This is a genomic window from Xanthomonas sp. 3075, assembly GCF_014197275.1.
Classification (GTDB): domain Bacteria; phylum Pseudomonadota; class Gammaproteobacteria; order Xanthomonadales; family Xanthomonadaceae; genus Xanthomonas; species Xanthomonas campestris_B.
In genome coordinates this window covers 130,973-155,917 of the sequence record NZ_JACIFI010000003.1, presented here as the reverse complement: position 1 = coordinate 155,917, position 24,945 = coordinate 130,973, and the positions used below count along the sequence as shown (strand labels likewise).

Genomic DNA, 24,945 nt, shown 5'->3' with positions numbered 1-24,945 from the left:
GGCGGTCAACGCCCGCCTGCACGACGCGCAGCCTTGCTAAACTCCGCCGACTTAACTCTGGCCACCCTTCTTCTCGATGCCCACCATTCGTCCGCTTGCCCTCGCTCTTGGCTTCAGCCTGATCACGCTGCTGTCCGCCCCCGACGCCGACGCCGCTCGCAAGAAGAAGGCCGCCCCCAAGGCACCGGCCGTGCCTGCCGCCTGCTCCGATTTCTACGACTACGCCAACGCCGGCTGGCTCAAGAGCAACCCGGTGCCGCAGGCCGGTGCGGTCACCGCGCTGGGCCAGTTGTCCGAACGCGCGCTGGCGCAGCAGCGCGAGCTGCTGGACGCGGCGATGAAGACCCCGCAAGGCAACGTGCAGAAGCTGCTCGGCGACTTCTGGGCCAGCGGCCTGGACGAGGCGGCAGTGGAAAAAGACGGCTCCAACCCCATCGCGCCGTTGCTGTCGCGCATCGACGCAATCAAGAAGGCCAAGGATGTGCCCGCTTCCATCGCCGCGCTGCATCAGGTCGGCATCCCGGTCGGCTTCAACTTCGGCCCGGACGTGGATCTGAAGGCGCTCGACCGTCACATCGGTTACTTCATGCAGGGCGGCATGGGCCTGCCAGATCCGGCGTTCTACACCCGCACCGATGCCGACACCCAGGCGCTGATGGGCCGCTACCGCGCCTACGTCAAGCAGGTGCTGGCGTTGACCGGCACCCCGGCCGACAAGCTCGATGCCGATGCCGCCTCCGTGCTGCAGATCGAAACCGCGCTGGCACGTAGCGCGCAGTCGGTGCAGGGCATCAACAACCCGTTCAACAACTACGCCCCGATCGCCACCAAGGAGCTGACCAAGCAGTACAAGAACCTGCGCCTGGCCGACTTCCTGGAAGCGCAAGGCGTCAAGGACGACCTGGTGTCGATGGCCGACCCGGCCATGTTCAAGCAGCTCGACAGCATGATCGTCAGCATCAAGCCGGACCAGTGGAAGGCCTACCTGCGCTGGCGCGTGGGCGATGCGATGGCGCCGTACCTGTCCAAGAGCTTCAGCGATGCCGAGTACCAGTTCCGCGGCCGCCTGCTGCGTGGTGACGCGTTGCCGCCGCAGCGTTGGCAGCAGGTGCTGGACGCGATCAACATCGCTGCCGGGCCGATGCTGGGTCGCGAATACGTGGCGCGCTATCTGAGCAGCGACAACCGCCGCCAGGCCGAAGCCATCGCCGATCAGGTGCGCGACGCGCAGCTGGCCGCGCTGGAGCGTACCGGTTGGGGCAACGGCGAGGTGATCGCCGAAGCCAAGGCCAAGCTGGCTGCGATGAAGATCGAAGTCGGCGCACCGCGCCGCGATCTGGACTACACCGTGCAGCCGATGGGCCGTGGCAGCTTCGGCGGCAATATGCTGATCGCCTCGACCTGGCGTCACCGCGAGGAAATGAAGCGCATCGGCAAGGGCAACGCGGACCGTCGCTGGGACGTGCTGCCGCAGCAGCCGGCGGTGGCCTACGACATCGCCCAGAACCGCCTGATCGTCACCGCTGCGGTGCTGCAGCCGCCGGTGCTGACCAGCGGCGGCACGCCGGCCGCGCAGTACGGCGCATACGGCGCGCTGGTCGCGCACGAAATCACCCGTGCCATCGACGCCAAGGGTTCGCTGGTGGATGCCAAGGGCGAGTTGCGCAGCTGGTGGACGCCGGCCGAGAAGAACAGCTGGACGCTGCTGACCGGCAAGGTGGCCAGTCAGTTCGCGGCGTATCCGTATCCGGGCGTGCCCAACGTCAAGGTCAACGGCGCACAGACCGCCGAGGAAAACCTGGCCGACCTGGCGGGTGTCGAACTGGCCTGGCAGGCCTTCAGCAAGGCCCAGCCGGCGGCAACCGAAGCCGACAAGCAGGCGTTTTTCACTGCCTGGGCCGGCTTGTGGGCACAGCAGTTGTCGCCGAACGAAGCGGTGCAGCGTGCAAGCGCCGACATCCGTGCGCCGGGCCAGTGGCGTACCAACGGCCCGCTGTCCAACCTGCCGGAGTTCGGTGCCGCTTTCAGCTGCAAGCCGGGCCAGCCGATGCAGCGTGTGGATGCCGAGCAGATCAAGGTCTGGCGCTGATTTCTGACACCGGATCAGTATCGGCAATAAAAAAAGAGCGCGGCGTCCGCGCTCTCTTTTTGTCTGTCTCTCGCGTTGGCTCTACCTCGCAGCGCCGCGGCTGATCCGCACACGGCCCAGTGCGCGATGAGGCGTTACCCGACGCCACGGATCCGCTTCACCGCGCAAGCGCAGGCCAGCCCTCGTGCCGCTAGCGCTTAACGCACCACGCGCAAGGGCGGCTTGCGTCCACCCTTGCCACCACCGGACCGCGACTGCCCCCGCCAATGACGGATCAGCAGCCAGCCGAACAACATGCCGCCCAGATGCGCGAAGTGCGCCACACCCGGCTGCCAACCGGTCGCCCCCAGCACCAGCTCGATCGCGCCGAACACAAGCACGAAGGTACGCGCCTTCATCGGGATGGGTGGAAACAGCAGCATCACGCGCTGATTGGGGAACAGCATGCCGTAGGCCAGCAACAGCCCGAAAACGCCACCGGACGCACCCACCACCGGCATGCCGTTTTGCAGGAACCAGGCCACCAGCAGCTGACACACGCCGGCACCGGCCACACAGACCAGGTAATACGTCAAAAAGCGCTTCTGGCCCCAGGTCTGCTCCAGCGGCGCACCGAACATGAAAAGCGCCAGCATATTGAAGAACAGATGATTGAAACTGCCGTGCAAGAACGCGTACGTCAGCAGCTGCCACGGCATGAAACTGGCGCCAGGCGAGAACGCATCGAACCCGTTGGAGATCGGCCACAGCATCAGTGACGACAGCGCCGCATCGGAGGGCAGCAGGCCGGCACCCAGGTCGCCCAACGCCCACTGCAACAGGAACACGCCGATATTGGCGATCAACAGCGCTTTGGTGACGGGCGGCAGTTTGGGCAGCATGGCAGCATCCTTTGGAATGCCAACCATCATAACGGCAAGCTTATGAAGGCCCCCACACGGCCGCGTCCAGCCGCTGCGCGGCGCTGGCACGACGAACACGCCCACGCTCCACCTGCACCCCTTCTGCGCGCAGGCGCCGGCATTGCTCGCGATAGCCCGACGAGCCTTCCGGCAACGCGATCCGGCCATCGCTCCGCAGTACACGGTGCCACGGCAGCTGCGGGTCGTCGTTACCGCTGAGTACGCGTGCCACCAGCCGCGCGCGGCCCGGAAGGCCCGCGCGCGTCGCGACGTCGCCGTAGCCAGCCACCTCGCCGGAAGGAATCGCACGAATCACCGCGAGGATGCGCAGCCGGGCCTGCTCGCCGGAAGGCACCGCAGCGTTGGACACACCACGCGCCGTTGGCTTGGCTGCCGTATCGGTCGTCGGTTGGCGAGGCTTCGACATCAGGCAAGGCGCCAGTCAAGGGATCAAAAACCCCTCTCCTGCCGGGAGAGGGCTCAACGCGCTGCTCGGCTCCAGCAGCACATCACTCAATGCATCAACACGATCTCTTCGGACGAGGTGGGATGAATCGCCACGGTCTCGTCGAAGTCGCGCTTGGTCGCGCCCATCTTCACCGCCACCGCAAACCCCTGCAGCATTTCGTCGGCGCTTTCACCCAGCAGGTGCACGCCGACCACACGCTCTTGGTCACCCACGCAGACCAGCTTGAACAGGCTGCGTTGCGGCGCATCGGCCAGCGCGTGCAGCATCGGACGGAAGTTACTGCGATAAATGCGCACCTGGCTGCCGTGCCGCGCGCGCGCCTGCTCTTCGGTCAACCCGACCTGCCCGAGCGGCGGATGCGAGAACACCACGCTGGGCACGCCGTCGTAGTCCATGCGCGCATCCGGCTGATTGCCAAACAGGCGATCCATCAGCTTGCGTCCGGCTGCGATCGCCACCGGCGTCAGCCCTACCTTGCCGGCGACATCGCCAATGGCATGGATGTTGGGCACCGTCGTGGTCTGGCCCTCGTCCACCACCACCTCGCCCTTGTCGCCCAGCGTCACACCGACGGTGTCCAGGCCAAGCCCGGCCGTGTTGGCGCGCCGCCCCACGGCGAAGAACACCTTGTCGAACACCTCGTTGCCCTGCTCGCTGGTGTGCGCCGGATGCCCTTGCACACGCAACCGCCCTTCCTGATCGCGCTGCAGACCGGTGGTGGTAAAGCCGAAATGCAAACGCACCCCCAGATGGCGCAGGTTGTCGGCCAGTTGCAACGTCAGTTCGGCATCGAAGCGCTCCAGCAAGCGATCGCCCTGGACGAACAGGTGCACGCGGCTACCGAGCGCCTGCAACAACCCGGCGATTTCCACCGCGATATAACCGCCACCGACAATGGCCACCTGCGCAGGCGCATGACAGAGATTGAAGAAGTCATCGGAGACCTCTCCGTATTCGGCACCGGGTACGCCGGGGCGCGCTGGATGCGCACCGGTGGCAATCACGATGTGCTCGGCTGTCACCGTCACGCCATCGCCGCCCATGAGGGTGTGGCGGTCGTGCAGGACGCCGCGCTGTGGGATCAGCACCACCCCGTCCTCGTCGAGACGGCGGCGGTAACTTGCATGAATGTTGGCGATGTAGCCCTGCCGGTGCGTCACCAACTCCTGCCACGCCAAGGTCGGGCGTGGCACATCGAAGCCGAGTGCGCTCGCCAGTTCGATCTTGCCGGCCAGATCGGCCGCCAGCCACATCGCCTTCTTCGGCACACAGCCGAGATTGACGCAGGTGCCACCCAGCTCGTTCGGCTCCATGATCGCAACACGCGCGCCGTATTTCGCTGCACGAAACGCGGCGGCCAGTCCGCCGGAACCGCCACCGAGAATCACCACATCGTAGTCGTAACGCGTGCTCATGCAGGACGCCCCGCGCGGTAAGGGTGCAGGCTCCGCGCAGGCGCGCGGCGCGTCATCGGATCGGCCATTCTTTGTCTGCTTGCAGTGCTGATACTGCCGCCGAGCATGCCACGCCCGGCTGCGAGCCAGACGTGAGGACGTCCCGGCACCAACACATCGACGCGCGCGCTGCCTTGCGCGCTAGCGCACGCCGCGCCGCATCGGCGGCGCATGCAGATAGGTCACGCTGCGCCACAGCCATTCCATCGGCCCGAAGCGGAACCAGCGCAGCCACAGGCGACTCAACACGACCTGCACTACAACCACCGCCAGCGCAAACGGCAGTTGCCACACGCGCGGCAACTGTTCGAAATACCCCAGCCCGTAACCGTAGAAGATCCACGTACAAACCACCGATTGCATCAGGTAGTTGGTCAGCGCCATGCGTCCGGCAGGCGCAAGCCATGCCAGGCGCGGCGCCAGGCGCACCACCCACGCCGCATACCCCAGGCTCATCAGCGGGCCGGCAATCAGCGACAAGGCGGCGGCGCCCGACAGGCGCAGGTCCAGACGCGCAGGATCCATCCACGGCTCCAGCATGTAACTCGCCAGCATCACCCCCAGCCCCAAGGGCAACACGCCATAACGCAAGGTCTGGAACAGACGCGGGAAGCGCTCCGGTGCGGCGATGGCGCCGCTGCGCACAAACCAGCTACCGAACAGAAACATCCCCAGCATCGCCGGGCCATTGATGCTCAGCCCGGTCATCGCCTGCTGCGTGTCATGCCAGCGTTGCAGCGTGGCCTGCAGATAGGTGCCGCTGCCGAAGGCCGCACGTTGCGCCTGCACGTTTGCCAGCGCCTGTCGCGCTGCATCGACCGTGGCGGCATTCCAATCCGCTGCAGCTGCCGGATCGAGCTGCGTCAACATGCCCACCAGCCCGTACAACAGCATCAATCCAGGGGCACACAGATAGACCAGCCCGGCAAGCCACGGCAGCGTCGCCGTCGGCACCGAGCGTGCCGTCAGTAACAGCAGCGCCAGCAATGCGTAGGTCACCAGAATGTCGCCGGACCACAGCAGCACTGCATGGGCCAGCCCGATCGCCAGCAACCCGAGCGTGCGCCGCAAATACATGCCCATGAACGGGCGCCCGGCCTGCTCGGCGCGTTGCGCCATCACCGCAAAGCCCATGCCGAACAACAGCGAGAACAGCGTGTAGAACTTGCCCTGCACGAAGATGTAGACCAACGCATCGGCCACCCGGTCGGCGCCGTGCCAGTGCGGCTCCACGCCGGTGACCGCCAGATCGAGCGGGCCGACAAAGGCTTCGATGTTCATCAGCAGGATGCCCAACAGCGCAAAGCCGCGCAGCACGTCCAGCACGACGATGCGCTCGGTCGCAGCAATGGGCAGCAGAAGATCGCGTGTGGTCATGTTGGCTCGGATAGCGGGGCGCGGCGCTCGCAAGGGACAGAATGCAAACAGCCCGCCGAGGGGCGGGCCGTCTACACGACACAGCAACGATGCAACGCCGCCGACGAAACATCCAGCGAGCGGGCCGTCAGACGAACACGAAAGGCGCTTGGGAATCGGCACACACACCGCACATGCCGATGCCCCGCACTGCTCGCACCCGTCTGCCGGCGACAAGGACATGTTCACGCCTGCGCAGATGGGTGACTAAAAACAGAGCGAGTGGTCGTCACCCTGTTGCGGACGGCGCGCTTACAACCGGAGTGTCCGCATGATGCATGCCGATTCCGGGCATCGGCGCGCCCGTCTGACGGCTGCGTCGTGGTCTTGTCGGCCGCGCTTAGTGGTGATGGCCGCCTTCGCCATGCACATGCCCGTGGTCGCGCTCTTCCTGGGTGGCTTCACGCACCTCGATGATCTCCACGTCGAAGTGCAGATCCTTGCCGGCCATCGGATGGTTGAGATCGACGTCGACCACACTCATGCCGACCTTCTGCACCGTCACTGCGCGCGGGCCGAAATTGGTCTGCAACACCACCTGCGTGCCCGGGACCAGCTTGGTGGCGCCGAAGTGCTTCTTGGGCACGCGCTGGCTCAGGCCTTCGCGGTATTCGCCATAGGCTTCGTCGGCCTTGACGTCCACGCCGAAGCTCTCGCCGGCCTCCTTGTCCATCATGGCCGCTTCCAGACCGGGAATGATGTTGCCGTGGCCAACCATGATCGCCAACGGGTCACGCTCCTTGGAGCTCTCGATCGGCTCCTGGCCAATCTCCGAAACGGTGTAGTGGAAGCGGACGACGCTGTCTTTTTCGATCTTCATGCCTGACTCTGAATAGGCTGCCCGGTGGCAGACGGTGGAGGACGGCTTGTCGGCCGCCGGGTGCGCCGCCATCATGGCGACCTTTCGAACCGCCCATTATCCCGGCTCCATGCATATCACGCCAGTTTCCGCCGCTCCCGCCCGTCGTGCAGCGACCAGCCTGTTGCTGGGGCTGCTCCTGCTGCTGGGCGGTTGCGCGCAAGCGCCGGTCCGTCGCCCCGCCGCCCCGCCGCCAGCGGCGCGGGTATGGCCGCAGGTGCCTGCGTCGAACCCGGCCGCCGCCAACAACATCCTGATGCGTGCGTTGGGTCTGGTCGGCACTCCGTACCGCTTCGGTGGCAACACGCCCGAAACCGGCTTCGACTGCAGTGGGTTGGTCACGTATGTCTATAAAGACGTGCTGGCATTGTCGCTGCCACGTACCTCGCGCGAATTGGCTGCGGTGCAGGGCCCGAAAATTCCTCCGGAAAAATTGGCGACCGGCGATCTGGTGTTCTTCGGTTCAAGCGGCAACGTGACCCATGTCGGCATTTATGTCGGTGAAGGCCGCTTCGTACATGCCCCCAACACCGGCGGTACCGTCCGCCTGGATTTCCTGGATGGCGCCTACTGGCGTGACCATTATTCAGGTTCAAAACGCGTATTACTTTAAAATGTGACGTACATCACAAGTAATAAAACGGAAATTTAACCTTTTTTGAACTTCATGATTCTTTCACCAAGGCATCATCCCGCATCGACAGCAGAATTGTGATTCCCGCGTGACGAACGACGAACAGATCAAAACTGGCGCCGCACCGCTTCCGCATCGGAAACCGCTCCGCCTGCTATGCGCCACCGCTCTCTGGTTAGCCGCCCTTCCCGCCCTGGCGCAGACCGCTAACGGCGTGCCACCCGCTCCGCAGACGACCACGCCAGACAGCGCCGTCGCCGCCGAGAAAGCCGCAACCCGCAGCCGCGCCGACGCCGCTGCCACCGCAACACTGGCCGCCCTGCTTCCGCATCTGGCCGCCAACGACGCCATTCCGCTGATGGACCGCTCGGCGATGTTCGCCGGTGACCTCAGCCGCCTGCTGGCCAATTACGACGTTTCGCAGAGCGCAGTCAATGCCGCTCAGAACGCCGTCGCCGACAGCCGTGTGCAAGTGATCCTGCAACGCGCCATGGCTTTGCTCGGCACCCCGTACGTGTGGGGCGGCGAATCCACCGAAGGGTTCGATTGCAGCGGCTTGGTTGGCTACGTGTTCAAGACCGCTCTCGGCATCGACCTGCCGCGCGTCTCGCGCGACATCGCCCGCGACGAGTCTGCCGAACTGATCAAGGACCCGAGCGCGCTCAAGGCCGGCGACCTGGTGTTCTTCGGCAAGCGCGGTCGCATCGACCACGTGGGCCTGGTAGTCGGCGACGGCAAGTTCCTGCATGCGCCCAGCCGCGGCAAGGACGTGCGTGTGGATTCGCTGGCCAGCGGTTACTGGAGCGAAAAGTTCATCCAGGCGCGCCGGGTGCTCTGATCTGGTGACCGATTCAACTGCATGACAGACGAAGGCCGCGGCGATCCCGCGGCCTTTTTCGTGGTCCATGGGCTTGCGCGATCAACGCGCAACATCGGCCTTGTAATGCGCCATGGTGTCCTCGATGCCCTTGCTCAGTTCCATCACCTTGAGCGCGTACTCGGCCAGGCGCTGATCTTCCGGGGTGTCGGGCTGCCATGAAGGAACCTCCACCGCTGAGACACCATCGGGGTCCATCGCCACGAACACGATGATGCAATGCGTGCACAGGCGCGAGTCGCCGCCCATCGGGCTGCGCGCCCGCACATCGATGGCGAAATGCATGCTGGTGCGCCCGGTGTAGACCAGCTTGGCCGACACCGCGACCAGATCGCCGATCCGCACCGGCGCCACGAAGCGAATGCCGCCCACGGCCACGGTGACGCAGTAATGCCCGCTCCAGCCACTGGCTGCGGCAAATCCCACCTGGTCGATCCACTTCATCACCACCCCGCCATGCACCTTGCCGCCGAAGTTGACGTCGCTGGGCTCGGCCAGAAAACGAAATGTCAGATCACGTTGTTGGCCAATCACTGCACGCTCTCGCAAGGAAATGAGCTGAAAGTGTGCCATGCGCGTGCGTTGAAGGGATCTGCTTCGCGCACTCGGATGCGCTCACGGAAAGCACGTCCCTGCGCTGGCCTTGCAGGTCTCTCATGCCCGCCGCACCTTATTACCAGACTTACACGCACCGGAGGCGTGCGTCTCGGGCCTTGGTGCGCAATCGCTTGCTTCAGGCTGGCCAGATCGTCATCGATCACCGGTGCCCGGACAGGTGGCACATCTGCAGCAACGCGCGTACACGCGCTAGCGAAAGTCACTTACTCTCGGCATCCGGGCAAGGCCACCCGCAGCAGGAAGCAGCGCGTCATGTCGGACCGAAGACGATTCACCATCGAGCATGCGCGGCGGCATCTGGAACGCGACGGTTGGCCGCGCTTGCAGATGAGCGCCATCGTGTTGATCACGGCGACAGGCGGGCTGCTGGCCTCGTTCCTGCTGCGCAATGCCGGCGTCGATGCGATGGCGGTGCGCTACACGATGGCGACGCTGGTCGCCTATGGCCTGTTCCTGCTGCTGATGTGGGCATGGGTACGCTGGCGCAACGACGTAGACGGCGAACTGGCGGGCGACTGCGTCGACCTCGGCAGCAGCGCGGCGCAAGACACCTCGGGATGGGCCGGCCACGGCGGCAACTCCAGCGGCGCAGGTAGTTCCGGCACGTGGAGCGCGCCATCCGGATCCACCCCGGATGTTTCCGGCGACGGCGCACTCGCCGACTTCGTCGATGGCGAAGCCGGACTGCCGGTCTTGGCGATCTTGGCAGTGCTGGCCGCCGCCGCAGTCGCAATCGTTGCTGCCGCTTGGGTGGTGTGGTCGGCGCCCGTCTTGATGGCCGAGCTTCTGGTGGACGCGGCGCTGGCAGGTGGGCTGTATCGACGCATGCGCGGCGTGCAGGCGCAAGGCTGGTGGTGGTTGTGCGTTCGCCACACGCTATGGCCGCTGATCGGCGTGCTGACGTTCGTTATCGTGGTCGGCGCGGTCGCGCAGCACAAGGCGCCGCAAGCAACGACGTTGATGGAGGCCATCCAAGGGCGATGACCCCGCCGGGTTACCGTCCCTGGTTGTCCTGCTTGCGAAGACACAACCATGGAAAATGCGGCTGGCGCAGCTTGAGCATGCGGCGCACACGCGCACGCAGACGACGCGGATCGAACAGCCATTGCACTGCAAACGCATCGAAGGCGGCGTAGGTGTGCTGGTGATATTGCCCGGCCAATGCCGGCACGCCCAGACCGGTGAAGTAGCGCAGGCTGCGTGCAGCGCTTTGGTCGGCACGTTGCCGGTCTGGATACAGCGGGCTGTCGAGGATGTGCAACTCGCCGCCGTCGCGCAGTTGCGCAAGCAGGCAGCGCATCAGCGCGGCAGGATCCGCGAAATACTGGATGCACGCCGGCACCACGATGACGTCGAAGACAGCCTGCGGCAGCGCAAAGGTCTGGATATCGGCAGCGACAAAACTCAGCCGTTGGTCGTGACCGAAGACGCGCGCGGCCTGCGTGAGCTCGGTATGATTGACGTCGATGCCGCACACGTCGCGCTGCAGCGATTGCGCCAGCAGCTGCGATAACCAGCCGTTGCCGCACCCCAGTTCCAGAATGGCGCCCTCGCCGGCGCGTGCCTGCAGGTGCTGTACCAGCAACCTGCTGGACAGCGCGCGCACCTGCCATTCCAGGCTGGTACCGAGCTTGCCGCTGGGGCGCGGCAGGCTGCGGACCTGCGCATCGGTATACAACCGGCCTTCCTTGCGCCGCACGTCCAGATAGCGATCCTCGAACGGATCTTCGGCAAGCGTGCGTTGAACGAACACGCCATCGACGCTGTCCAGCGCAGGTAGTTGCGCCAGGCACTCACGCAACACGGGCAATCCAGCCGTCATGCGTTGCGCTCAGCGCAGCGGCTTGGCGTTGTCGGCGGGCGGATCTTCCAGCCCCACGTTGGTGGATGCCGATTCGTAGACCTCCTTGTCGAGCAGGCCGGTTTCCTTTGCCACCAGCACCGGCACCAGCATCTGCCCGGTCACGTTGGTCATGGTGCGCATCATGTCGAGGATGCGGTCGATGGCGTACAGGTACCCGATCACTTCCAGCGGCAGGTTGGCTGCGCTCAACACCACCGTGGCCATGATCACCGCAGTGCCTGGCACGCCGGCGGTGCCGAAGCTGCCGAGCACCGAGGCGATCAACACCACGAAGTATTGATTGGCGGTCAATGGCACGCCGGTGTATTGGGCAATGAACACCGCACACAAGGCCGGGAAGATCGCGCCGCAGCCATCCATCTTGATGCTGGCGCCCAGCGGCACCGCGAACGCGGCGTAGTCCTTGCTGACGCCCAGGTTATGCGTGATCGAGCGCATCGCCACCGGCATCGCCGCAAAGCTCGACGAACTGACGAACGCCACCTGCATGCCGGGCGCGGCGCCGCGGAAGAACTTCCACGGATTCAATCCGTGCAACAGCAACAGGCTGCTGTAGACCACCATGATATGGATCGCGCAAGCCACATACAGCGCCAGCACGAAATTGCCGAATGGCAGCAGCTTCTCGAAACCATAGCTGCCGACCAGGCCGGCAATCAGCCCGAAGGTGCCCAGCGGGGTCATCTCCAGCACGAAGCGCGTCACCTGGATCATGATGTCGCTCAGCTGCCCGGTGAGCTTGCGCGCCTCGGCCACCCGCTCGCCGAGCTTGACCATCGCAAAGCCCAGCAGCGCGGCGAAAAAGATCACCGGCAGGATCGACCCGCGCCCGGCCGCCAGCACCGTTTCGCCGGCCGCGTTGGTCTTGGTGCCGATACCGGTCAGTGCGTAGAACGGGTTGGAGGGCACCACGTCCAGCAGCACCTGGATCGGGCTGGGCACATCGCGTGGTTTCCAGGCCGAGTCCACGCTCAAGCTGAAATGACCGGCGCCCGGTTGCATCAAGGTGCCAACGGCCAGGCCCACGCCCACCGCCAATGCCGCGGTGATGACGAACCATAGAAACGTGCGCCCACCGAGCGCGGCGACCGATTTTTGCCCGTGCAGCGAGGAGATCGCATTGATCACCGCGAAGAACACCAACGGGATCGCGATCATCTTGATCAGGGTGACGTACAGATCGCCGAGTGGGCCGAACCACACATCGGCCGCCGGGCCCATGGCCCAGCCGGCCAGCGCGCCGAGCACGAAGCCGGCCACCACGCGTTGCCAGAACGGAATGCGCAACCAGGCCGAGACCAATGTCATGCGTCGAATCATCCGGGGGGGGGGGAAGTGCATGCACCATAGCCCAGGCCCGCGCTGCCCGCGAGGCCACGGCTGGAACAGCGGTGTGTCATCTGTGTGACGCCAGGCATCCCGGCATAATGCGCGTTGATTCAGTCACGAGTTAGATGCCGATGCGTTATCGCCTGCCTGCCCTCGCCGCCCTGACCACGCTGTGCGTGGCCGCCTGCGCCGCCACCACCGGCACCTCCGCATCGGCACCCGCCGGCGTGCGCGTGGAGGTGCCGCAAGTGACGCACCCTGCGGGCGAGACGCCGCAGTGGTGGTATCGCTCGGGCGCGGCGCGTGCAGCCGGCAATGGCGCCATGGCCGGCCGGGCGCGCAACGTGATCCTGTTCCTGGGCGACGGCATGAGCCTGACCACGGTGGCGGCAGCGCGCATTCTCGATGGTCAGCGCAAGGGCGGGCCGGGCGAAGAGAACCTGCTGTCGTGGGAGCAGTTCCCCGCGACTGCCTTCAGCAAGACCTACAACACCGATTCGCAGACACCGGATTCGGCCGGCACCATGACCGCGATCACCACCGGCGTGAAGTCGCACATGGGCGCGATCGGCGTCAGCAGCGGCAGCCGCAGCGACTGCGCCGAAAGCCTGGGCAAGGGGCTGCTGAGCTGGCTGCAACTGGCCGACAGCGCCGGCATGGCCACCGGTCTGGTCACCACCACCCGCCTCACCCACGCCACCCCGGCGGCGACGTATGCGCATTCGCCGGAGCGCAACTGGGAAAACGATACCGACCTGCCCGAGGCCGCACGCACTGCCGGCTGCCAGGACATCGCCCAGCAACTGCTGTCGACCGCGCGCTACGGCCGCGGCCCGCAGGTGGTACTGGGCGGTGGGCGCAGCCAGTTCCAGACCGTGCAGGAGCGCGACCCGGAATACGACGACAAGGTCGGCCTGCGCCTGGACGGTCGCGATCTGGTCGCCGAGTGGAAACAGGCGCACCCGCAGGGCGCCTATGTCTGGAACGCGCAGCAGTTGCACGCGGCCGCCGGCGCACCCGCGCTGCTGGGCCTGTTCGAGCCTGACCACATGCAGTTCGATCACGACCGCAACCGCACGCCCGAGGGCGAGCCGAGCCTGACCGAGATGACCCGCACCGCGATCCAGTCGCTGTCGCGCGACCCCAATGGCTTCGTGCTGATGGTCGAAGGCGGCCGCATCGATCACGCCAACCACGCCGGCAATGCCTACCGCGCGCTGGACGAAACCGTCTCGCTGTCCGATGCGGTGCGCACCGCCGTGCAGACCGCGCCGCCGGACACGCTGATCATCGTCACCGCCGACCATTCGCACACGCTCAACTTCGTCGGCTACCCGGTGCGCGGCAACCCGATCCTGGGCAAGGTGCGCGGCACCGGCGGCGAAGAGGGCGACCGCACCCAACTGGCCACCGACATCACCGGCCAGCCCTACACCACGCTGAGCTACGCCAATGGCCCCGGCTACACCGGCGCCAGCAATGCGCAACCGGCCGGCCCCAAGAAATACCCACACGAACCCAGCAGCAACGAGCCGGCCCACGGCCGCCCCGACCTGACCCATGTCGACACCGAAGCGCCCAGCTACATGCAGGAATCGCTGGTGCCGACCAAGTCCGAGAGCCACGGCGGCGAAGACGTCGGCATCTGGGCGACCGGTCCGGGCAGCGCGGCGTTTCGCGGCACGCTGGAAGAGAACGTGATCTACCACGTCATCGTCCAGGCCACCCCGCGCCTGCGTCAGCGCCTGTGCAAGGCCGGTACCTGCGACAGCGCCGGCGTGCCGGTCCAACTGCCGGCAGCGGACGCGTTCGTGGCCGAGACGACGGCCGCCGCTGCCAAATGATCCGATCGCCGAAGCGGCCCCGGATGCCGCGATGGGCAGGCTTGGCGTTGCTCACGTTGGCGGCGGTGGTCATTGCGCCCTCAGGATGGGCGCAGGACGAGGCAGTTTGCCGACTGGGCGATCCGAATGCCGATCATGCCATCGTGCCCGGCTGCAGCGTCGGCAGCGACGGGCGTCTGCGGCTGTCGTCGCACGTAGCGCAACAGCTGCGCTTCGATGCCGACGGCCTGTCCGTCCTTCTGGTCAAGGACCAGTATTACTACGTGCGCGCCGACGGCAGCAGCCTGCCGGTGATCCTGTCGGACAACGGCCCGGACGCTTTCACCGAAGGTCTCACCCGCGGCGTCTTCCACGGCCGTATCGGCTTCTACGATCTGCGGCTGCGCGAAGTGGTCCCGCCGGTCCATGGCTACGCCTGGCCGTTCGCCAACGGCGTGGCCCGGGTCTGCGACGGCTGCCGCCCGGGCACGCCCGACATCAACGGATACACACCGATGCAGGGCGGGCGCTGGTACTACATCGACCGCCGCAACCGCGAGGTAGCGCAGCCGCAGCATTGAGTCAGACCGCGGCAAGGGCGATCAGCCGCCCCGCTAACGCGGCGATCCCGATGTGGCGATGCGTGCGCGTGGCCGTCGCCGGGCGGGGCGGCAACGGCCGGCGATCGCAGTGTCCTGCGACAGTAGAACGGCGGCCGCCCTCTGGACGCGGCGGCGCAGCGCCGATGCGCTTCGCTGCCATCGTGCCAGCCTCTAAAGTAGTGCGATGACCACCCGCTCCCATCCCGCACCGCAGTGCGAGGTAACCGCCGCCCTGCCCGAGCCTGCGCCGGCCGCCGTGCTGGTCGGCTTCAGCGGCGGGCTGGATTCCAGCGTGCTGCTGCATGCGCTGGCGCAACAGCCGCATTACCGGCGTGCCGGGCTGCGCGCGGTCCACGTCCACCACGGTCTGCATGCCGACGCCGACGCCTGGGCCGCGCACTGCACCGCGTTTTGCGCTGCGCTGTCGCTCCCGTTGCAGGTCCTGCACGTACAGGTACCGCGCGACAGCGGCGACGGGCTGGAGGCAGCGGCGCGACAGGCGCGCCGCGCAGCCTTCGCCCAGGCGCTGGCCGCCGACGAATGGCTGGCGCTGGCGCAGCACCGCGACGACCAGGCCGAAACCCTGCTGTTGCGCGCGCTGCGTGCCTCCGGCCCGGACGGGCTGGCGGCGATGCGGCCATTGCGCGACTTCGGCCACGCCCAGCTGTGGCGTCCCCTGCTGGCGCTGCCGCGCAGCGCCTTGCAGGCGTACGCGCAGCGGCACGCACTGCGCTGGATCGAAGACCCAAGCAACGCCGACCCCGGCTTCGACCGCAACTTCCTGCGCCTGCAGGTGCTTCCGCTGCTGCGCCAGCGCTGGCCGCACGCCGCCGACGCGCTGGCGCGCAGCGCGCAGCTGTGCGCCGATGCGAGCGACCTGCTGCTGCACGAAGATCTGGCGCTGCTGCCCGGCCTGCTGACCAGCGACGGCGCGCTGGACCTGCGGCGGCTGCGCACCCAACCGGCCACACGCAGACCGCGCCTGCTGCGCGCCTGGGTCAGCGCAGCGGGCGCGCCGCCGCTGCCCGCGCACGGCGTCGCCGCGCTGGACACCGAGATCGCCAACGACGCTCCGGACCGGAATACCCGTTTCGCCTGGCAGCAGGTCGAAGTACGCCGTTGGCGGCAGTGCCTGTTCCTGCATCGCCCGTGCGCGGAATGGCCAGCGCAGTGGCAAGCGCAATGGGATGGGCAAACTCCGCTTGCGCTGCCCGATGGCGCGCAGTTGCGCCTGCATGGCAGCCCCGGCCTGCGGTTTGCGCAGCCGCTGCTGGTGCGCGCGCGCCAGGGCGGCGAACGCATCGTGCTGCCGCAACGTAGCCATTCGCACCAGCTCAAACACCTGTTGCAGGCATTGGACCTGCCGCCGTGGCAGCGGCAACGCCTGCCGATCCTATGCACGCACGACACGGTGCTCGCCGCTGGCGATCGCGTCGTCTCGGCCAGCTTGCACGCCTGGCTGCAGCACAACCACGCGCGCCTGGAATGGTGCAGCGGCACCTAGGCGAATTCATTGACCCACCTGCGTGCGCGCCGCACACTTTAGTCATGGTCAAGAAATCATCGAACGAAACATCCCCGGTTGCCCGCTTCGAACAGTCGCTGGAAGAACTCGAACAGCTGGTGCAGAAGATGGAAGTGGGCGAGCTGAGCCTGGAGCAATCGCTCACCGCCTACGAGCGCGGCATCGGCTTGTACCGCGATTGCCAGCAGGCGCTGGAACAGGCCGAGCTGCGCGTGCGGATGCTGACCGATCCTGCACGTCCCGAGCTTGCCGAAGCCTTCGAACCGCCGTCGCTGGACGGCGGCTGAGGTGAGTTCCGCGCTGCTGGACCACTGGATCGCCCGCACCGAACGCAGCCTGGACGCCTGCCTGCCGAGCCCGGTGCTGGCGCCACAGCGGCTGCACGCCGCGATGCGTCACGCGGTGCTCGGTGGTGGCAAGCGCATGCGGCCGCTGTTGGTGTACGCCACCGGCACGCTGTTCGGCGCCGAGGAAGAGCGCCTGGATACGCCGGCAGTGGCGGTGGAGCTGATCCACGCCTATTCGCTGGTGCACGACGACCTGCCGGCGATGGACGACGACGCGCTGCGTCGCGGCCAGCCCACCGTGCACATCGCCTTCGACGAAGCCACTGCAATCCTGGCCGGCGATGCCTTGCAGACGCGCGCGTTCGAGCTGTTGGCCAGCGCACCGGCAAGCGCCGAGCTGCGTGTCGGCTGGTTACAGAGCCTGGCCACGGCTGCAGGCGCCGCCGGCATGTGCGGCGGTCAGGCGCTGGATATCGATGCCACCGGTCAGCTGCAATCGCTCGCCGATCTGCAACGCATGCATGCGCTCAAGACCGGTGCGCTGATCCGCGCTGCGGTGCGCATGGGCGCGCTGACCGGCGGCGCCGCACCCGCCGATCAGCAGCGCCTGGACGACTTTGCCGATGCCTTGGGCCTGGCCTTCCAGGTGCGCGACGACATCCTGGACGTGGAATCGAGTTCGGCACAGCTGGGCAAGACCGTCGGCAAGGACGCGGCGCAATCCAAGTCCACCTACCCGGCCCTGCTCGGCATGCACGGTGCCAAGGCGAAATTGGCCGAGTTGGCGACGCGCATGCACGACGTGCTGCAGCCTTACGGCCCACCCGGCGACACCCTGGCGACGCTGGGCCGGTTTGCGGTGGACCGCGCGCACTAGAGCATTGCGTTCGTTCAGGCGACCGCGCCGCCGGTACCGCCGCGCGGCGCCTCTGGTGCTGGCGCCCTGCGCCAGACCCACGCCCAGTCACCAGCGCATGCGCAGTCATCGGCCGGCATGGGTAGAGCCGTGCGCGCCATGATCATGGCGCCCGTAGGCAGACAACAGGGCACCGACACCGATCCGCGCACGAACGACCGATCACGCCAGCGCAGCCCGCAGCCACGGCGGCCAATGTCGCAGGAACCGATGGACAGGACACGGCCGCTCCCGTGCTGCCAGCGGACTCGCATCGCACGCTCTCGTACGCCTGGGCAACGGCGTCGTTCAAACGATCGCAGCCGCCGGTTGCGCACAGCGTGCGCCAGTGCACGGCGCAAGCGTTGAGCGCCCTCACGCAAGCGACGTACCGCGTCACAAAATGAAACTTCTCTTTACGTAACTTTTCACACAGGAATTTATGCGGATGGCTTGCAAAGCGTGAACGGATACGCAAATTTCAGCTGAATTGTCATCATCCGTGTCCGCATTTGTCATTCAGTGACCATGAACAGGTCAAATGCGGCATCAATTGGCTCTCTTGTTGCGTCTGTTCACTCTGCCTAGGTTGACGTGTCCGCGTTCGCGGACATCCCCCGACCTCATGGAGAGTCACTGGTGAAGAACGTTTTTTTCGCATCGTTTGCAGCAGGCACGCTGGCCGTTGTTGGCGTGCTCGGATCGGCGCAGGCGCAGTCCGCGCGCGGCCCGGTTCCGTTGACCATCGAACTGGCACCGGTTGCCGATCAGGCCGGGCGACACCAGGGCAAGATCGCGGTGACTGTCACCAATAACGGCAGCCAGATCGCCCGCGTGCCAACCTATCAGCTGCCGCTGCAGTCGCTGGACAACGGCATCCTGGAAGTGAGCCGTGACGGCGCGCCGGTGGCCTACACCGGACGTCTGGTCAAGCGCGGCCTGCCCAAAGCGGCCGACTTCACCATCCTCAAGCCCGGCCAGAGCGTGCAGGGCGAGGTCGATCTGGCGGGCGCTTACGACCTGTCCACGAGCGGCAACTACACCATCCAGGTACGTTCGTCGCTGCAATACGCCTCACTGGCCGACGGCAGCCTGATGAAAGCGGCCAACGGACAGCCGGCCGTGGCCACCAGCACCCCGCTCACCGTCTGGCTGGACGGCGCACGTCGTGGCGTACAGCGCCAGCTCGCAGTCGGCCCGACCGCCGTGGTCAACGGCATCAACTACCTCAACTGCAGCACCACGCGCACCAACCAGGCCGCCAGTGCCGTCACTGCCGCACGCAACTACTCGCAGAACGCGCGTACCTACCTCAACGGCGGCAGCACCGGCGCGCGCTACACCACCTGGTTCGGCGCCTACAACGCCTCGCGCTACAGCCGGGTCAGCTCCAACTTCGTCAACATCGACAACGCGCTGGACCAGAACAACGGCCAGCTGACGATCAACTGCAGCTGCGAAGCGGATCTGGCGGACGCCTTCGCCTACGTCTATCCGAACCAGCCGTACGAGATCCATGTCTGCAACGCGTTCTGGAGTGCGTCGACAACCGGCACCGACTCCAAGGCCGGCACGCTGGTGCACGAGACCAGCCACTTCACCGTGGTGGCCGGCACGCAGGACCGCGTCTATGGTCAGTCCGGCGCGCGCAGCCTGGCGATCAGCAACCCGGCCCAGGCGATCACCAACGCCGACAGCCACGAGTACTTCGCCGAGAACACCCCGGCGCAGAACTGATCGCGTCATCGCTTGAAACGACAAAGGCCCGGCAGCGATGCCGGGCCTTTGCGTTACGCGGCCGGATTACTTGATCAGGCGCAGCGTGAACGGATAGCGGTAATGCTCGCCGTTATTGGCCTTGACCGCGGCCATGATGCACAGCACCAGGTTGGCGACCCACACCAGGGTCGGCACAAAGAACAGAATGCCGAACGACACCATGGCCAGGATCACCGCAGCCACGTACGCGATGATCACCGTGATCTGGAAATTCAGCGCTTCCTTGGCCTGATCGGTGGCGAACGGCTTGGACGGGCTGGCGTCCTTGCTGATCAGCCAGATCACCAGGGCGCCGATGACCGAGGTCAGAATGCCGAGCAGATGCGCGGCCAGCGCCAGGGTGCGCTCCTCCGACGGCGTGCTGGTGCCGGTCGGCGGCGGCGGCGGTGCGGTGTGTGTCTCGAAGTCGCTCATCCTGTCTTCCATGCATGGGTGTGGTGCGGCCGACTATAACAACGATTCAGGCTACGACCAGTGCAGGAAGACATGGTCTGGTTTGAGTGACCTACCACGGGCGATAGCACGCATCCTCCGTTTAGGCGATGACGCCAGCGAGAGTGTTGCGGCATGGCGCAGCGGTGTCGGGTTCGACCCGTTGTCGCTGCGACCTGGACAGGCACCCGCCGTGCGGCTGGGGCGGGGAGTCCAGACTGCGCACGCGCTCGGCTGGCCGAACGCCCAGGCGGCGTTGCTGCACCGCCCCGCCCCGCCCCGCCCAGCCCGCAGCCCGCCGACCATGCCCGTCAGGCATGGCAGACCTCAGCCGGGATCGCCGGTTCAGCTATCGCCGGCCACGGTCATGCGGTTGATCAGCACCGAGCCGATCTTGACGTGCGAGCGCGGGTCCACGTCGTTACCGACCGCCTCGATGCCGGCGAACATCTCGCGCAGGTTGCCGGCGATGGTCAGGCCATCGACCGGATAGGCGATCGCACCGTTTTCGATCCAGAACCCACCCGCACCGCGCGAATAATCGCCGGTCACCGGATTGACGCCGTTGCCCATCAGCTCGGTGACCAGCAGACCGCGCGACATGCCGCCGATCAGCGCGGCCAGATCGCCCGCGTTGGCGGTGACCTGCAGGTTGTGCACGCCACCGGCGTTGGCGGTGGTCTGCAGGCCCAGCTTGCGCGCCGAGTAGCTGCCCAGCACATACCGCTGCAGCACGCCGTCGCTGATCAGTGCCGAACGCCGCGTGGCCACGCCTTCACCATCGAACGCGGCCGAGCGCAGGCCGCGCCGCAGATGCGGCAGCTCTTCGATGTTGAACCAGTCCGGGAACAACGTGGTACCGACACTGTCGAGCAGGAAACTGGCGCGGCGATACAACGCGCCACCGGAGACGGCGCCGAGCAGGTGGCCGACCAGCGAACGCGCCACTTCCGGCGCGAACAGCACCGGCAATTGGCCGGTCGGCAACGACCGCGGTTGCAGACGTGCCAGGGTGCGTTCGGCGGCATGGCGGCCGATCGCGTCTGGCGCTTCCAGGTCTTCACGTGCCAGCGCGCTGCTATACCAGCCGTCGCGCTGCATGCCGTCGCCCTGGCCGGCGATCAGCGCGCAGCTGATCGAATGATGGGTACCGCGCTCGCGGCCGATGAAGCCATGCGAGTTGGCGTACACCGACAGACTGAGCCCGGTGCTGGCGGAGGCGCCGTCGGAATTGCTGATCCGGGCATCGGCGTCGCGGCCGGCGGTCTCGCAGGCCAGCGCCAGGTCCACCGCCGTGTCGGCGTCCAGCGCCCAGGGGTGCCAGCTGTCCAGCTCGGGGAAGTCGCGCGCCATCAGCTCCGGGTCGGCCAGGCCGGCGGCCACGTCGTCTTCGGTGTAGCGCGCGATCGCGCAGGCCTGCGCGACGGTGGACTCCAGGCTGGAATCCTGCAGATCGGCGGTGCTCGCGCTGCCCTTGCGCTTGCCGAAGTACACCGTCACCGCAATGCCGCGGTCGCGGGTGGATTCGACCGTTTCCACATCGCCCAGGCGCACATTGACGTCCAGGCCGCGCTCTTCGCTGCAGCTCACTTCGGCCTGGGTGGCGCCGGCCGCACGGGCGCGCTCGAGCAGGCGTTGCGAGATATCGGTCAGTGCATCCAGGCGCTGCAGGCTGTCGTCGGTGACACGGGTTTCGGAGGAGAGTGCGTTCAATGCTTTATCCTTTGGATGCGGATCCGTCCGCGAAAGCCCGGCCATCATGGCCGGACTGTCTGAATTTGGATGCGGATCCTTCCGCAGAAAGCTCGGCCATCCATGGCCGCAGTGTCTGAATTTGGTGCGGAGTCTTCCGCCGGAGTCCGGCCGTTCGTGGCCGGAAATTTAACTAACCAAGTTTCGGGATGTAGTGGCAATGCGCGGACGCGATGAAGATACCGGTGAATTTCGTGGCGCCAGCCGCAGCCAGCAACGGCGCGAGGCGCTGGAAATTTTCGACCTGGGCGAAAAGCTGGTGGCGCTCACCCCGGCGCAGCTGGCCAAGTTGCCGGTGCCCGAGTCGTTGATCCCGCATATCGAAGAGAGCAAGCGCATCACCTCGCATATCGCGCACAAGCGGCAGCTGGCGTTTCTGGCCAAGCACATGCGCCGCGAGGACGACGACACGCTGGCAGCGATCCGCGATGCGCTGGATGCCAACAGCGACACCGCGCGCCGCGAAGTGGCCGCGATCCACCGCGTCGAGCGCTGGCGCGAGCGCCTGCTCGCCGAAGGCGACGTCGCGCTGGCCGAACTGCTGGAAGCCTACCCGGCCGCCGATCGCCAGCAACTGCGTCAGCTGGTGCGCAACGCGATCCACGAACGCGCCAAGAACAAGCCCCCGCGCGCCTACCGCGAGCTGTTCCAGGTACTGAGAGAGCTGTCTCAGGAGCCGGGATTGGAGAGTGGGGATTCGGGATTGGAAGACGAAGAATCGGCGTCGGAAGACGACGAATAAGGCTCCGCCCGATCCATCCAGCCCCGAAACGGCGATCCCTGCCGTTGCCAATCCCAGATCCCTGCTCCCGGATCCACCCAAGTGGAATCCACCACACCCCGCAGCCCCCGCTGTTGCGATTCCCGAATCCCGAATCCCGATTCCCGAATCCCCGCATCTCAGGCCTGCGTTCCGCCAACCGTAATACCGTCGATCAACAGCGACGGCTGGCCGACGCCGACCGGCACGCTCTGCCCGTCCTTGCCGCACACGCCCACGCCTTCGTCCAGCGCCAGGTCATTGCCGATCATGCGCACCTTCTGCATGGTCTCCGGGCCGTTGCCGATCAGCGTGGCGCCCTTCACCGGCGCGGTGACCTTGCCGTCTTCGATCAGGTAGGCCTCGGTGGCCGAGAACACGTACTTGCCGCTGGTGATGTCGACCTGGCCGCCGCCGAAGTTGACCGCGTAGATGCCCTTTTTCACCGAGCGGATCATCTCCTGCGGGTCGTGCTGGCCGGCGCGCATGTAGGTGTTGGTCATGCGCGGCATGGTCAGGTGCGCGAACGATTCGCGGCGGCCGTTGCCGGTCGGCGCCACGCCCATCAGGCGCGCGTTGTGGGTGTCCTGCATGTAGCCGACCAGCACGCCGTCTTCGATCAACGTGGTGCACTGCGTCTGCGTGCCCTCGTCGTCGATGTTGAGCGAGCCGCGGCGGCCGTCCAGGGTGCCGTCGTCGACGATGGTCACGCCCGGTGAGGCCACGCGCTCGCCGATACGGCCGGCGTAGACGCTGGTGCCCTTGCGATTGAAGTCACCCTCCAGGCCGTGGCCGACCGCCTCGTGCAGCAGCACGCCGGGCCAGCCCGGGCCGAGCACCACCGGCATCACGCCTGCCGGCGCGGGGATGGCATCCAGATTGACCAGCGCCTGGCGCAGCGCTTCGCGCGCAAAACCTTCCGGGCGGCCGTCGGCGAACAATTCGGCGTAGCCATAACGACCACCGCCGCCGGAATAACCGGATTCGCGCCGCCCGCCGTGTTCGACAATCACCTGCACGTTCAAGCGCACCAGCGGGCGCACGTCGGCCGCCAGCACGCCATCGCTGCGGGCGATCAGCACCGTGTCCACGCCACCGGACAGGCTCACCATCACCTGCTTGACGCGCGGGTCGGCGGCGCGCACGTACTGGTCGATGCGGCGCAGCAGCTCGACCTTGGTCGCGCTGTCCATGTCGTCGATCGGATCGGTGGCCGGATACAAGGCGCGGCCGCCGCCGCGCACCAGCGTGCGGGTGGATTGCGCGCCGCCGTCGCGCGAGATCGCGCGCGCGGACTGCGCCGCTTCCAACAGCGCTTCGCGCTGGATGTCGTCGGAGTAGGCGAAGCCGGTCTTTTCGCCGGAGATCGCGCGCACGCCGACGCCTTGTTCGATGGAATGCGCACCGTCCTTGACGATGCCGTCTTCCACGCTCCAGCTCTCGCGCCGCGAATGCTGGAAATACAGGTCGCCGAAGTCGATGCCCGGGCCCAGCAGGGCGCCGAAGGTGCGGTCGAGATGGCCGGTATCCAGGCCGGAGGGAAGCAGCAGCCGGGTTTCGGCCAGAGTGAGAGCGTTATCGGTCATGCAGTCAGGATGGGGCCCGCGCGCCGGGGAGACAAGTCGTTCGGCTGAACATGCCGCACGGCTATCATCGCGGGCCCATCGCCACGCCGACGCCCGCGCATGAAGCTCACTGCCCACGTCCTGGATGGCCACACGCTGGACATCCGCCCCGCCCCGCACGAGCGCGACTGGATGGACGCCACCGACCAACGTTATGCCTACCGCTGCCTGCCGCTGGCGATCGCCAACACGCATGGCTGGGAGCTGCTGTGCCAGGCCGGTTTCGAGGCCAGCTGGAACGGCAGCGATGGTCTGGATGCCATCCAGATCGCCGCCGATGTCGGCAGCGCGTCACCGGCGATCAGCCATTTCGGCTACGGCGTGCTGACCTTCCACGTGCCGTGCCTGTTTCGTACCGATGCAGGCATGGATCTGTTCGTCACCGGGCCCTTGAACCGGCCCAAGGATGGTATCGGCGCGCTGAGCGGCATGGTCGAAACCGACTGGAGCCCTTACACCTTCACCATGAACTGGAAGTTCACCCGGCCCGGGCGGGTGCGCTTCGACGCAGGCGAGCCGTTCTGCCATCTGTTCCCGTTGCCGCGACAGCTGATCGAACAGGTGCAGCCGCAGTGGAAGCCCTTGTCCGAGGCGCCGGAACTGGCGCAGCAACATGCCGACTGGACGCGCAGCCGCACCCGTTTTCTCGACGAGCTGCCGGATGCGCAATCGGCGGCGGCCCGCGAAAAATGGCAGCGCGGCTATTTTCGCGGTGTGGCTGGCGCGGATCGGCCACCCGTGCAGGGCCACCGCGCGCGCCTACGGCTGCCGATGTTCACGCGCGCCGACAGCGACGGCGACGGTCCGGTCGGTTGAGTCCATCAGCGCATCAGCGCACCCGGCACTCGATGCAGCGGGCCGACTGCCCGCACGAGGTGGAGAAGAGACGAAGTGGAGAACGCAGAGACCCGCCATCTGCGCGCAGCGTAGACGGCGTCCCCGCCACACACACGA

The 24,945-nt window shown here is 66.6% G+C and carries 23 protein-coding genes and 1 pseudogene; 12 read left to right on the top strand and 12 right to left on the bottom strand.

Features of this window, described 5'->3' with window-relative positions; genetic code table 11:
- The first annotated feature begins 76 nt into the window (after window positions 1–76).
- A complete protein-coding gene (locus GGR62_RS04325) occupies window positions 77–2,089 on the top strand; it encodes a M13 family metallopeptidase (RefSeq protein ID WP_184406744.1) in 2,013 nt (670 codons plus the stop codon).
- A gap of 197 nt (window positions 2,090–2,286) precedes the next feature.
- Here GGR62_RS04325 and GGR62_RS04320 read toward each other — a convergent pair whose 3' ends face one another.
- The 6 genes and pseudogenes from GGR62_RS04320 to GGR62_RS04300 all read right to left on the bottom strand — a co-directional run bounded on the left by GGR62_RS04320 (window position 2,287) and on the right by GGR62_RS04300 (window position 7,150).
- The gene (locus GGR62_RS04320) at window positions 2,287–2,967 is read right to left on the bottom strand and encodes a rhomboid family intramembrane serine protease (RefSeq protein WP_184406845.1); all 681 of its coding nucleotides are present in this window, start codon (window positions 2,965–2,967) and stop codon (window positions 2,287–2,289) included.
- 43 nt (window positions 2,968–3,010) lie between these two features.
- A complete protein-coding gene (locus GGR62_RS04315) occupies window positions 3,011–3,418 on the bottom strand; it encodes an MGMT family protein (RefSeq protein ID WP_326520233.1) in 408 nt (135 codons plus the stop codon).
- Between the two features lie 86 nt (window positions 3,419–3,504).
- Window positions 3,505–4,875: a glutathione-disulfide reductase gene (gorA, locus tag GGR62_RS04310; RefSeq protein WP_184406743.1), complete on the bottom strand. Its 1,371-nt coding sequence runs from the start codon at window positions 4,873–4,875 to the stop codon at window positions 3,505–3,507.
- Window positions 4,872–5,024 (bottom strand): annotated as a pseudogene (locus GGR62_RS21100) (amino acid dehydrogenase); the annotation flags it as partial. The gene gorA and the pseudogene GGR62_RS21100, both read right to left, overlap by 4 nt.
- Window positions 5,025–5,055: 31 nt before the next feature.
- Window positions 5,056–6,291 (bottom strand): DUF418 domain-containing protein, encoded by a 1,236-nt coding sequence (locus GGR62_RS04305; protein ID WP_184406742.1) that lies wholly within the window; start codon window positions 6,289–6,291, stop codon window positions 5,056–5,058.
- A 379-nt stretch (window positions 6,292–6,670) separates the two neighbouring features.
- Window positions 6,671–7,150 (bottom strand): peptidylprolyl isomerase, encoded by a 480-nt coding sequence (locus tag GGR62_RS04300; protein ID WP_184406741.1) that lies wholly within the window; start codon window positions 7,148–7,150, stop codon window positions 6,671–6,673.
- A gap of 46 nt (window positions 7,151–7,196) precedes the next feature.
- Here GGR62_RS04300 and GGR62_RS04295 point away from each other — a divergent pair, with 46 nt between their 5' ends.
- Both GGR62_RS04295 and GGR62_RS04290 read left to right on the top strand, forming a co-directional pair.
- Window positions 7,197–7,802, top strand: coding sequence for a C40 family peptidase (locus tag GGR62_RS04295; RefSeq protein WP_184406740.1), 606 nt, complete (start codon window positions 7,197–7,199; stop codon window positions 7,800–7,802).
- Between the two features lie 109 nt (window positions 7,803–7,911).
- Entirely contained in the window at window positions 7,912–8,661 is a 750-nt protein-coding gene (locus GGR62_RS04290) for a C40 family peptidase (RefSeq protein ID WP_184406739.1), read from the top strand.
- A gap of 81 nt (window positions 8,662–8,742) precedes the next feature.
- Here the strand turns inward: GGR62_RS04290 and GGR62_RS04285 are convergent, their stop codons facing one another.
- Entirely contained in the window at window positions 8,743–9,234 is a 492-nt protein-coding gene (locus tag GGR62_RS04285; protein WP_184406738.1) for an acyl-CoA thioesterase, read from the bottom strand.
- A 336-nt stretch (window positions 9,235–9,570) separates the two neighbouring features.
- On the opposite strand from GGR62_RS04285, the gene GGR62_RS04280 reads away from it, so the two are divergent.
- Window positions 9,571–10,302, top strand: a complete 732-nt coding sequence (locus GGR62_RS04280) for a hypothetical protein (protein ID WP_184406737.1) — start codon at window positions 9,571–9,573, stop codon at window positions 10,300–10,302.
- Window positions 10,303–10,312: 10 nt separating this feature from the next.
- Here GGR62_RS04280 and GGR62_RS04275 read toward each other — a convergent pair whose 3' ends face one another.
- On the bottom strand, window positions 10,313–11,140 hold the full coding sequence (locus GGR62_RS04275; protein ID WP_184406736.1) for a class I SAM-dependent methyltransferase: 828 nt from the start codon (window positions 11,138–11,140) through the stop codon (window positions 10,313–10,315).
- A gap of 9 nt (window positions 11,141–11,149) precedes the next feature.
- Window positions 11,150–12,490 carry a dicarboxylate/amino acid:cation symporter gene (locus GGR62_RS04270; RefSeq protein WP_184406735.1) on the bottom strand — a complete coding sequence of 447 codons (1,341 nt, stop codon included), beginning with the start codon at window positions 12,488–12,490 and terminating at the stop codon, window positions 11,150–11,152.
- A 146-nt stretch (window positions 12,491–12,636) separates the two neighbouring features.
- On the opposite strand from GGR62_RS04270, the gene GGR62_RS04265 reads away from it, so the two are divergent.
- From GGR62_RS04265 to GGR62_RS04240, 6 genes are all read left to right on the top strand, one after another.
- A complete protein-coding gene (locus GGR62_RS04265) occupies window positions 12,637–14,355 on the top strand; it encodes an alkaline phosphatase (RefSeq protein ID WP_184406734.1) in 1,719 nt (572 codons plus the stop codon).
- A 23-nt stretch (window positions 14,356–14,378) separates the two neighbouring features.
- Window positions 14,379–14,915, top strand: coding sequence for a WG repeat-containing protein (locus tag GGR62_RS04260; RefSeq protein ID WP_260305462.1), 537 nt, complete (start codon window positions 14,379–14,381; stop codon window positions 14,913–14,915).
- Window positions 14,916–15,120: 205 nt separating this feature from the next.
- Entirely contained in the window at window positions 15,121–16,440 is a 1,320-nt protein-coding gene (gene tilS, locus GGR62_RS04255; RefSeq protein ID WP_184406733.1) for a tRNA lysidine(34) synthetase TilS, read from the top strand.
- A 44-nt stretch (window positions 16,441–16,484) separates the two neighbouring features.
- On the top strand, window positions 16,485–16,748 hold the full coding sequence (locus GGR62_RS04250) for an exodeoxyribonuclease VII small subunit (RefSeq protein ID WP_184406732.1): 264 nt from the start codon (window positions 16,485–16,487) through the stop codon (window positions 16,746–16,748).
- A 1-nt stretch (window position 16,749) separates the two neighbouring features.
- Window positions 16,750–17,625, top strand: a complete 876-nt coding sequence (locus tag GGR62_RS04245; protein WP_184406731.1) for a polyprenyl synthetase family protein — start codon at window positions 16,750–16,752, stop codon at window positions 17,623–17,625.
- Between the two features lie 657 nt (window positions 17,626–18,282).
- Window positions 18,283–19,380: a M35 family metallo-endopeptidase gene (locus GGR62_RS04240; protein WP_184406730.1), complete on the top strand. Its 1,098-nt coding sequence runs from the start codon at window positions 18,283–18,285 to the stop codon at window positions 19,378–19,380.
- Between the two features lie 66 nt (window positions 19,381–19,446).
- Here the strand turns inward: GGR62_RS04240 and GGR62_RS04235 are convergent, their stop codons facing one another.
- Complete coding sequence (locus GGR62_RS04235) at window positions 19,447–19,836, bottom strand: DUF4870 domain-containing protein (protein WP_184406729.1); 390 nt, start codon at window positions 19,834–19,836, stop codon at window positions 19,447–19,449.
- 363 nt (window positions 19,837–20,199) lie between these two features.
- Entirely contained in the window at window positions 20,200–21,567 is a 1,368-nt protein-coding gene (pmbA, locus tag GGR62_RS04230) for a metalloprotease PmbA (RefSeq protein ID WP_184406728.1), read from the bottom strand.
- 199 nt (window positions 21,568–21,766) lie between these two features.
- Here pmbA and yjgA point away from each other — a divergent pair, with 199 nt between their 5' ends.
- The gene (yjgA, locus tag GGR62_RS04225) at window positions 21,767–22,348 is read left to right on the top strand and encodes a ribosome biogenesis factor YjgA (protein WP_184406727.1); all 582 of its coding nucleotides are present in this window, start codon (window positions 21,767–21,769) and stop codon (window positions 22,346–22,348) included.
- Window positions 22,349–22,506: 158 nt separating this feature from the next.
- Here yjgA and tldD read toward each other — a convergent pair whose 3' ends face one another.
- The gene (gene tldD / locus GGR62_RS04220; RefSeq protein WP_184406726.1) at window positions 22,507–23,952 is read right to left on the bottom strand and encodes a metalloprotease TldD; all 1,446 of its coding nucleotides are present in this window, start codon (window positions 23,950–23,952) and stop codon (window positions 22,507–22,509) included.
- 99 nt (window positions 23,953–24,051) lie between these two features.
- Here tldD and GGR62_RS04215 point away from each other — a divergent pair, with 99 nt between their 5' ends.
- Window positions 24,052–24,807: a DUF6065 family protein gene (locus GGR62_RS04215; RefSeq protein ID WP_184406725.1), complete on the top strand. Its 756-nt coding sequence runs from the start codon at window positions 24,052–24,054 to the stop codon at window positions 24,805–24,807.
- The last annotated feature ends 138 nt before the right edge of the window (window positions 24,808–24,945 follow it).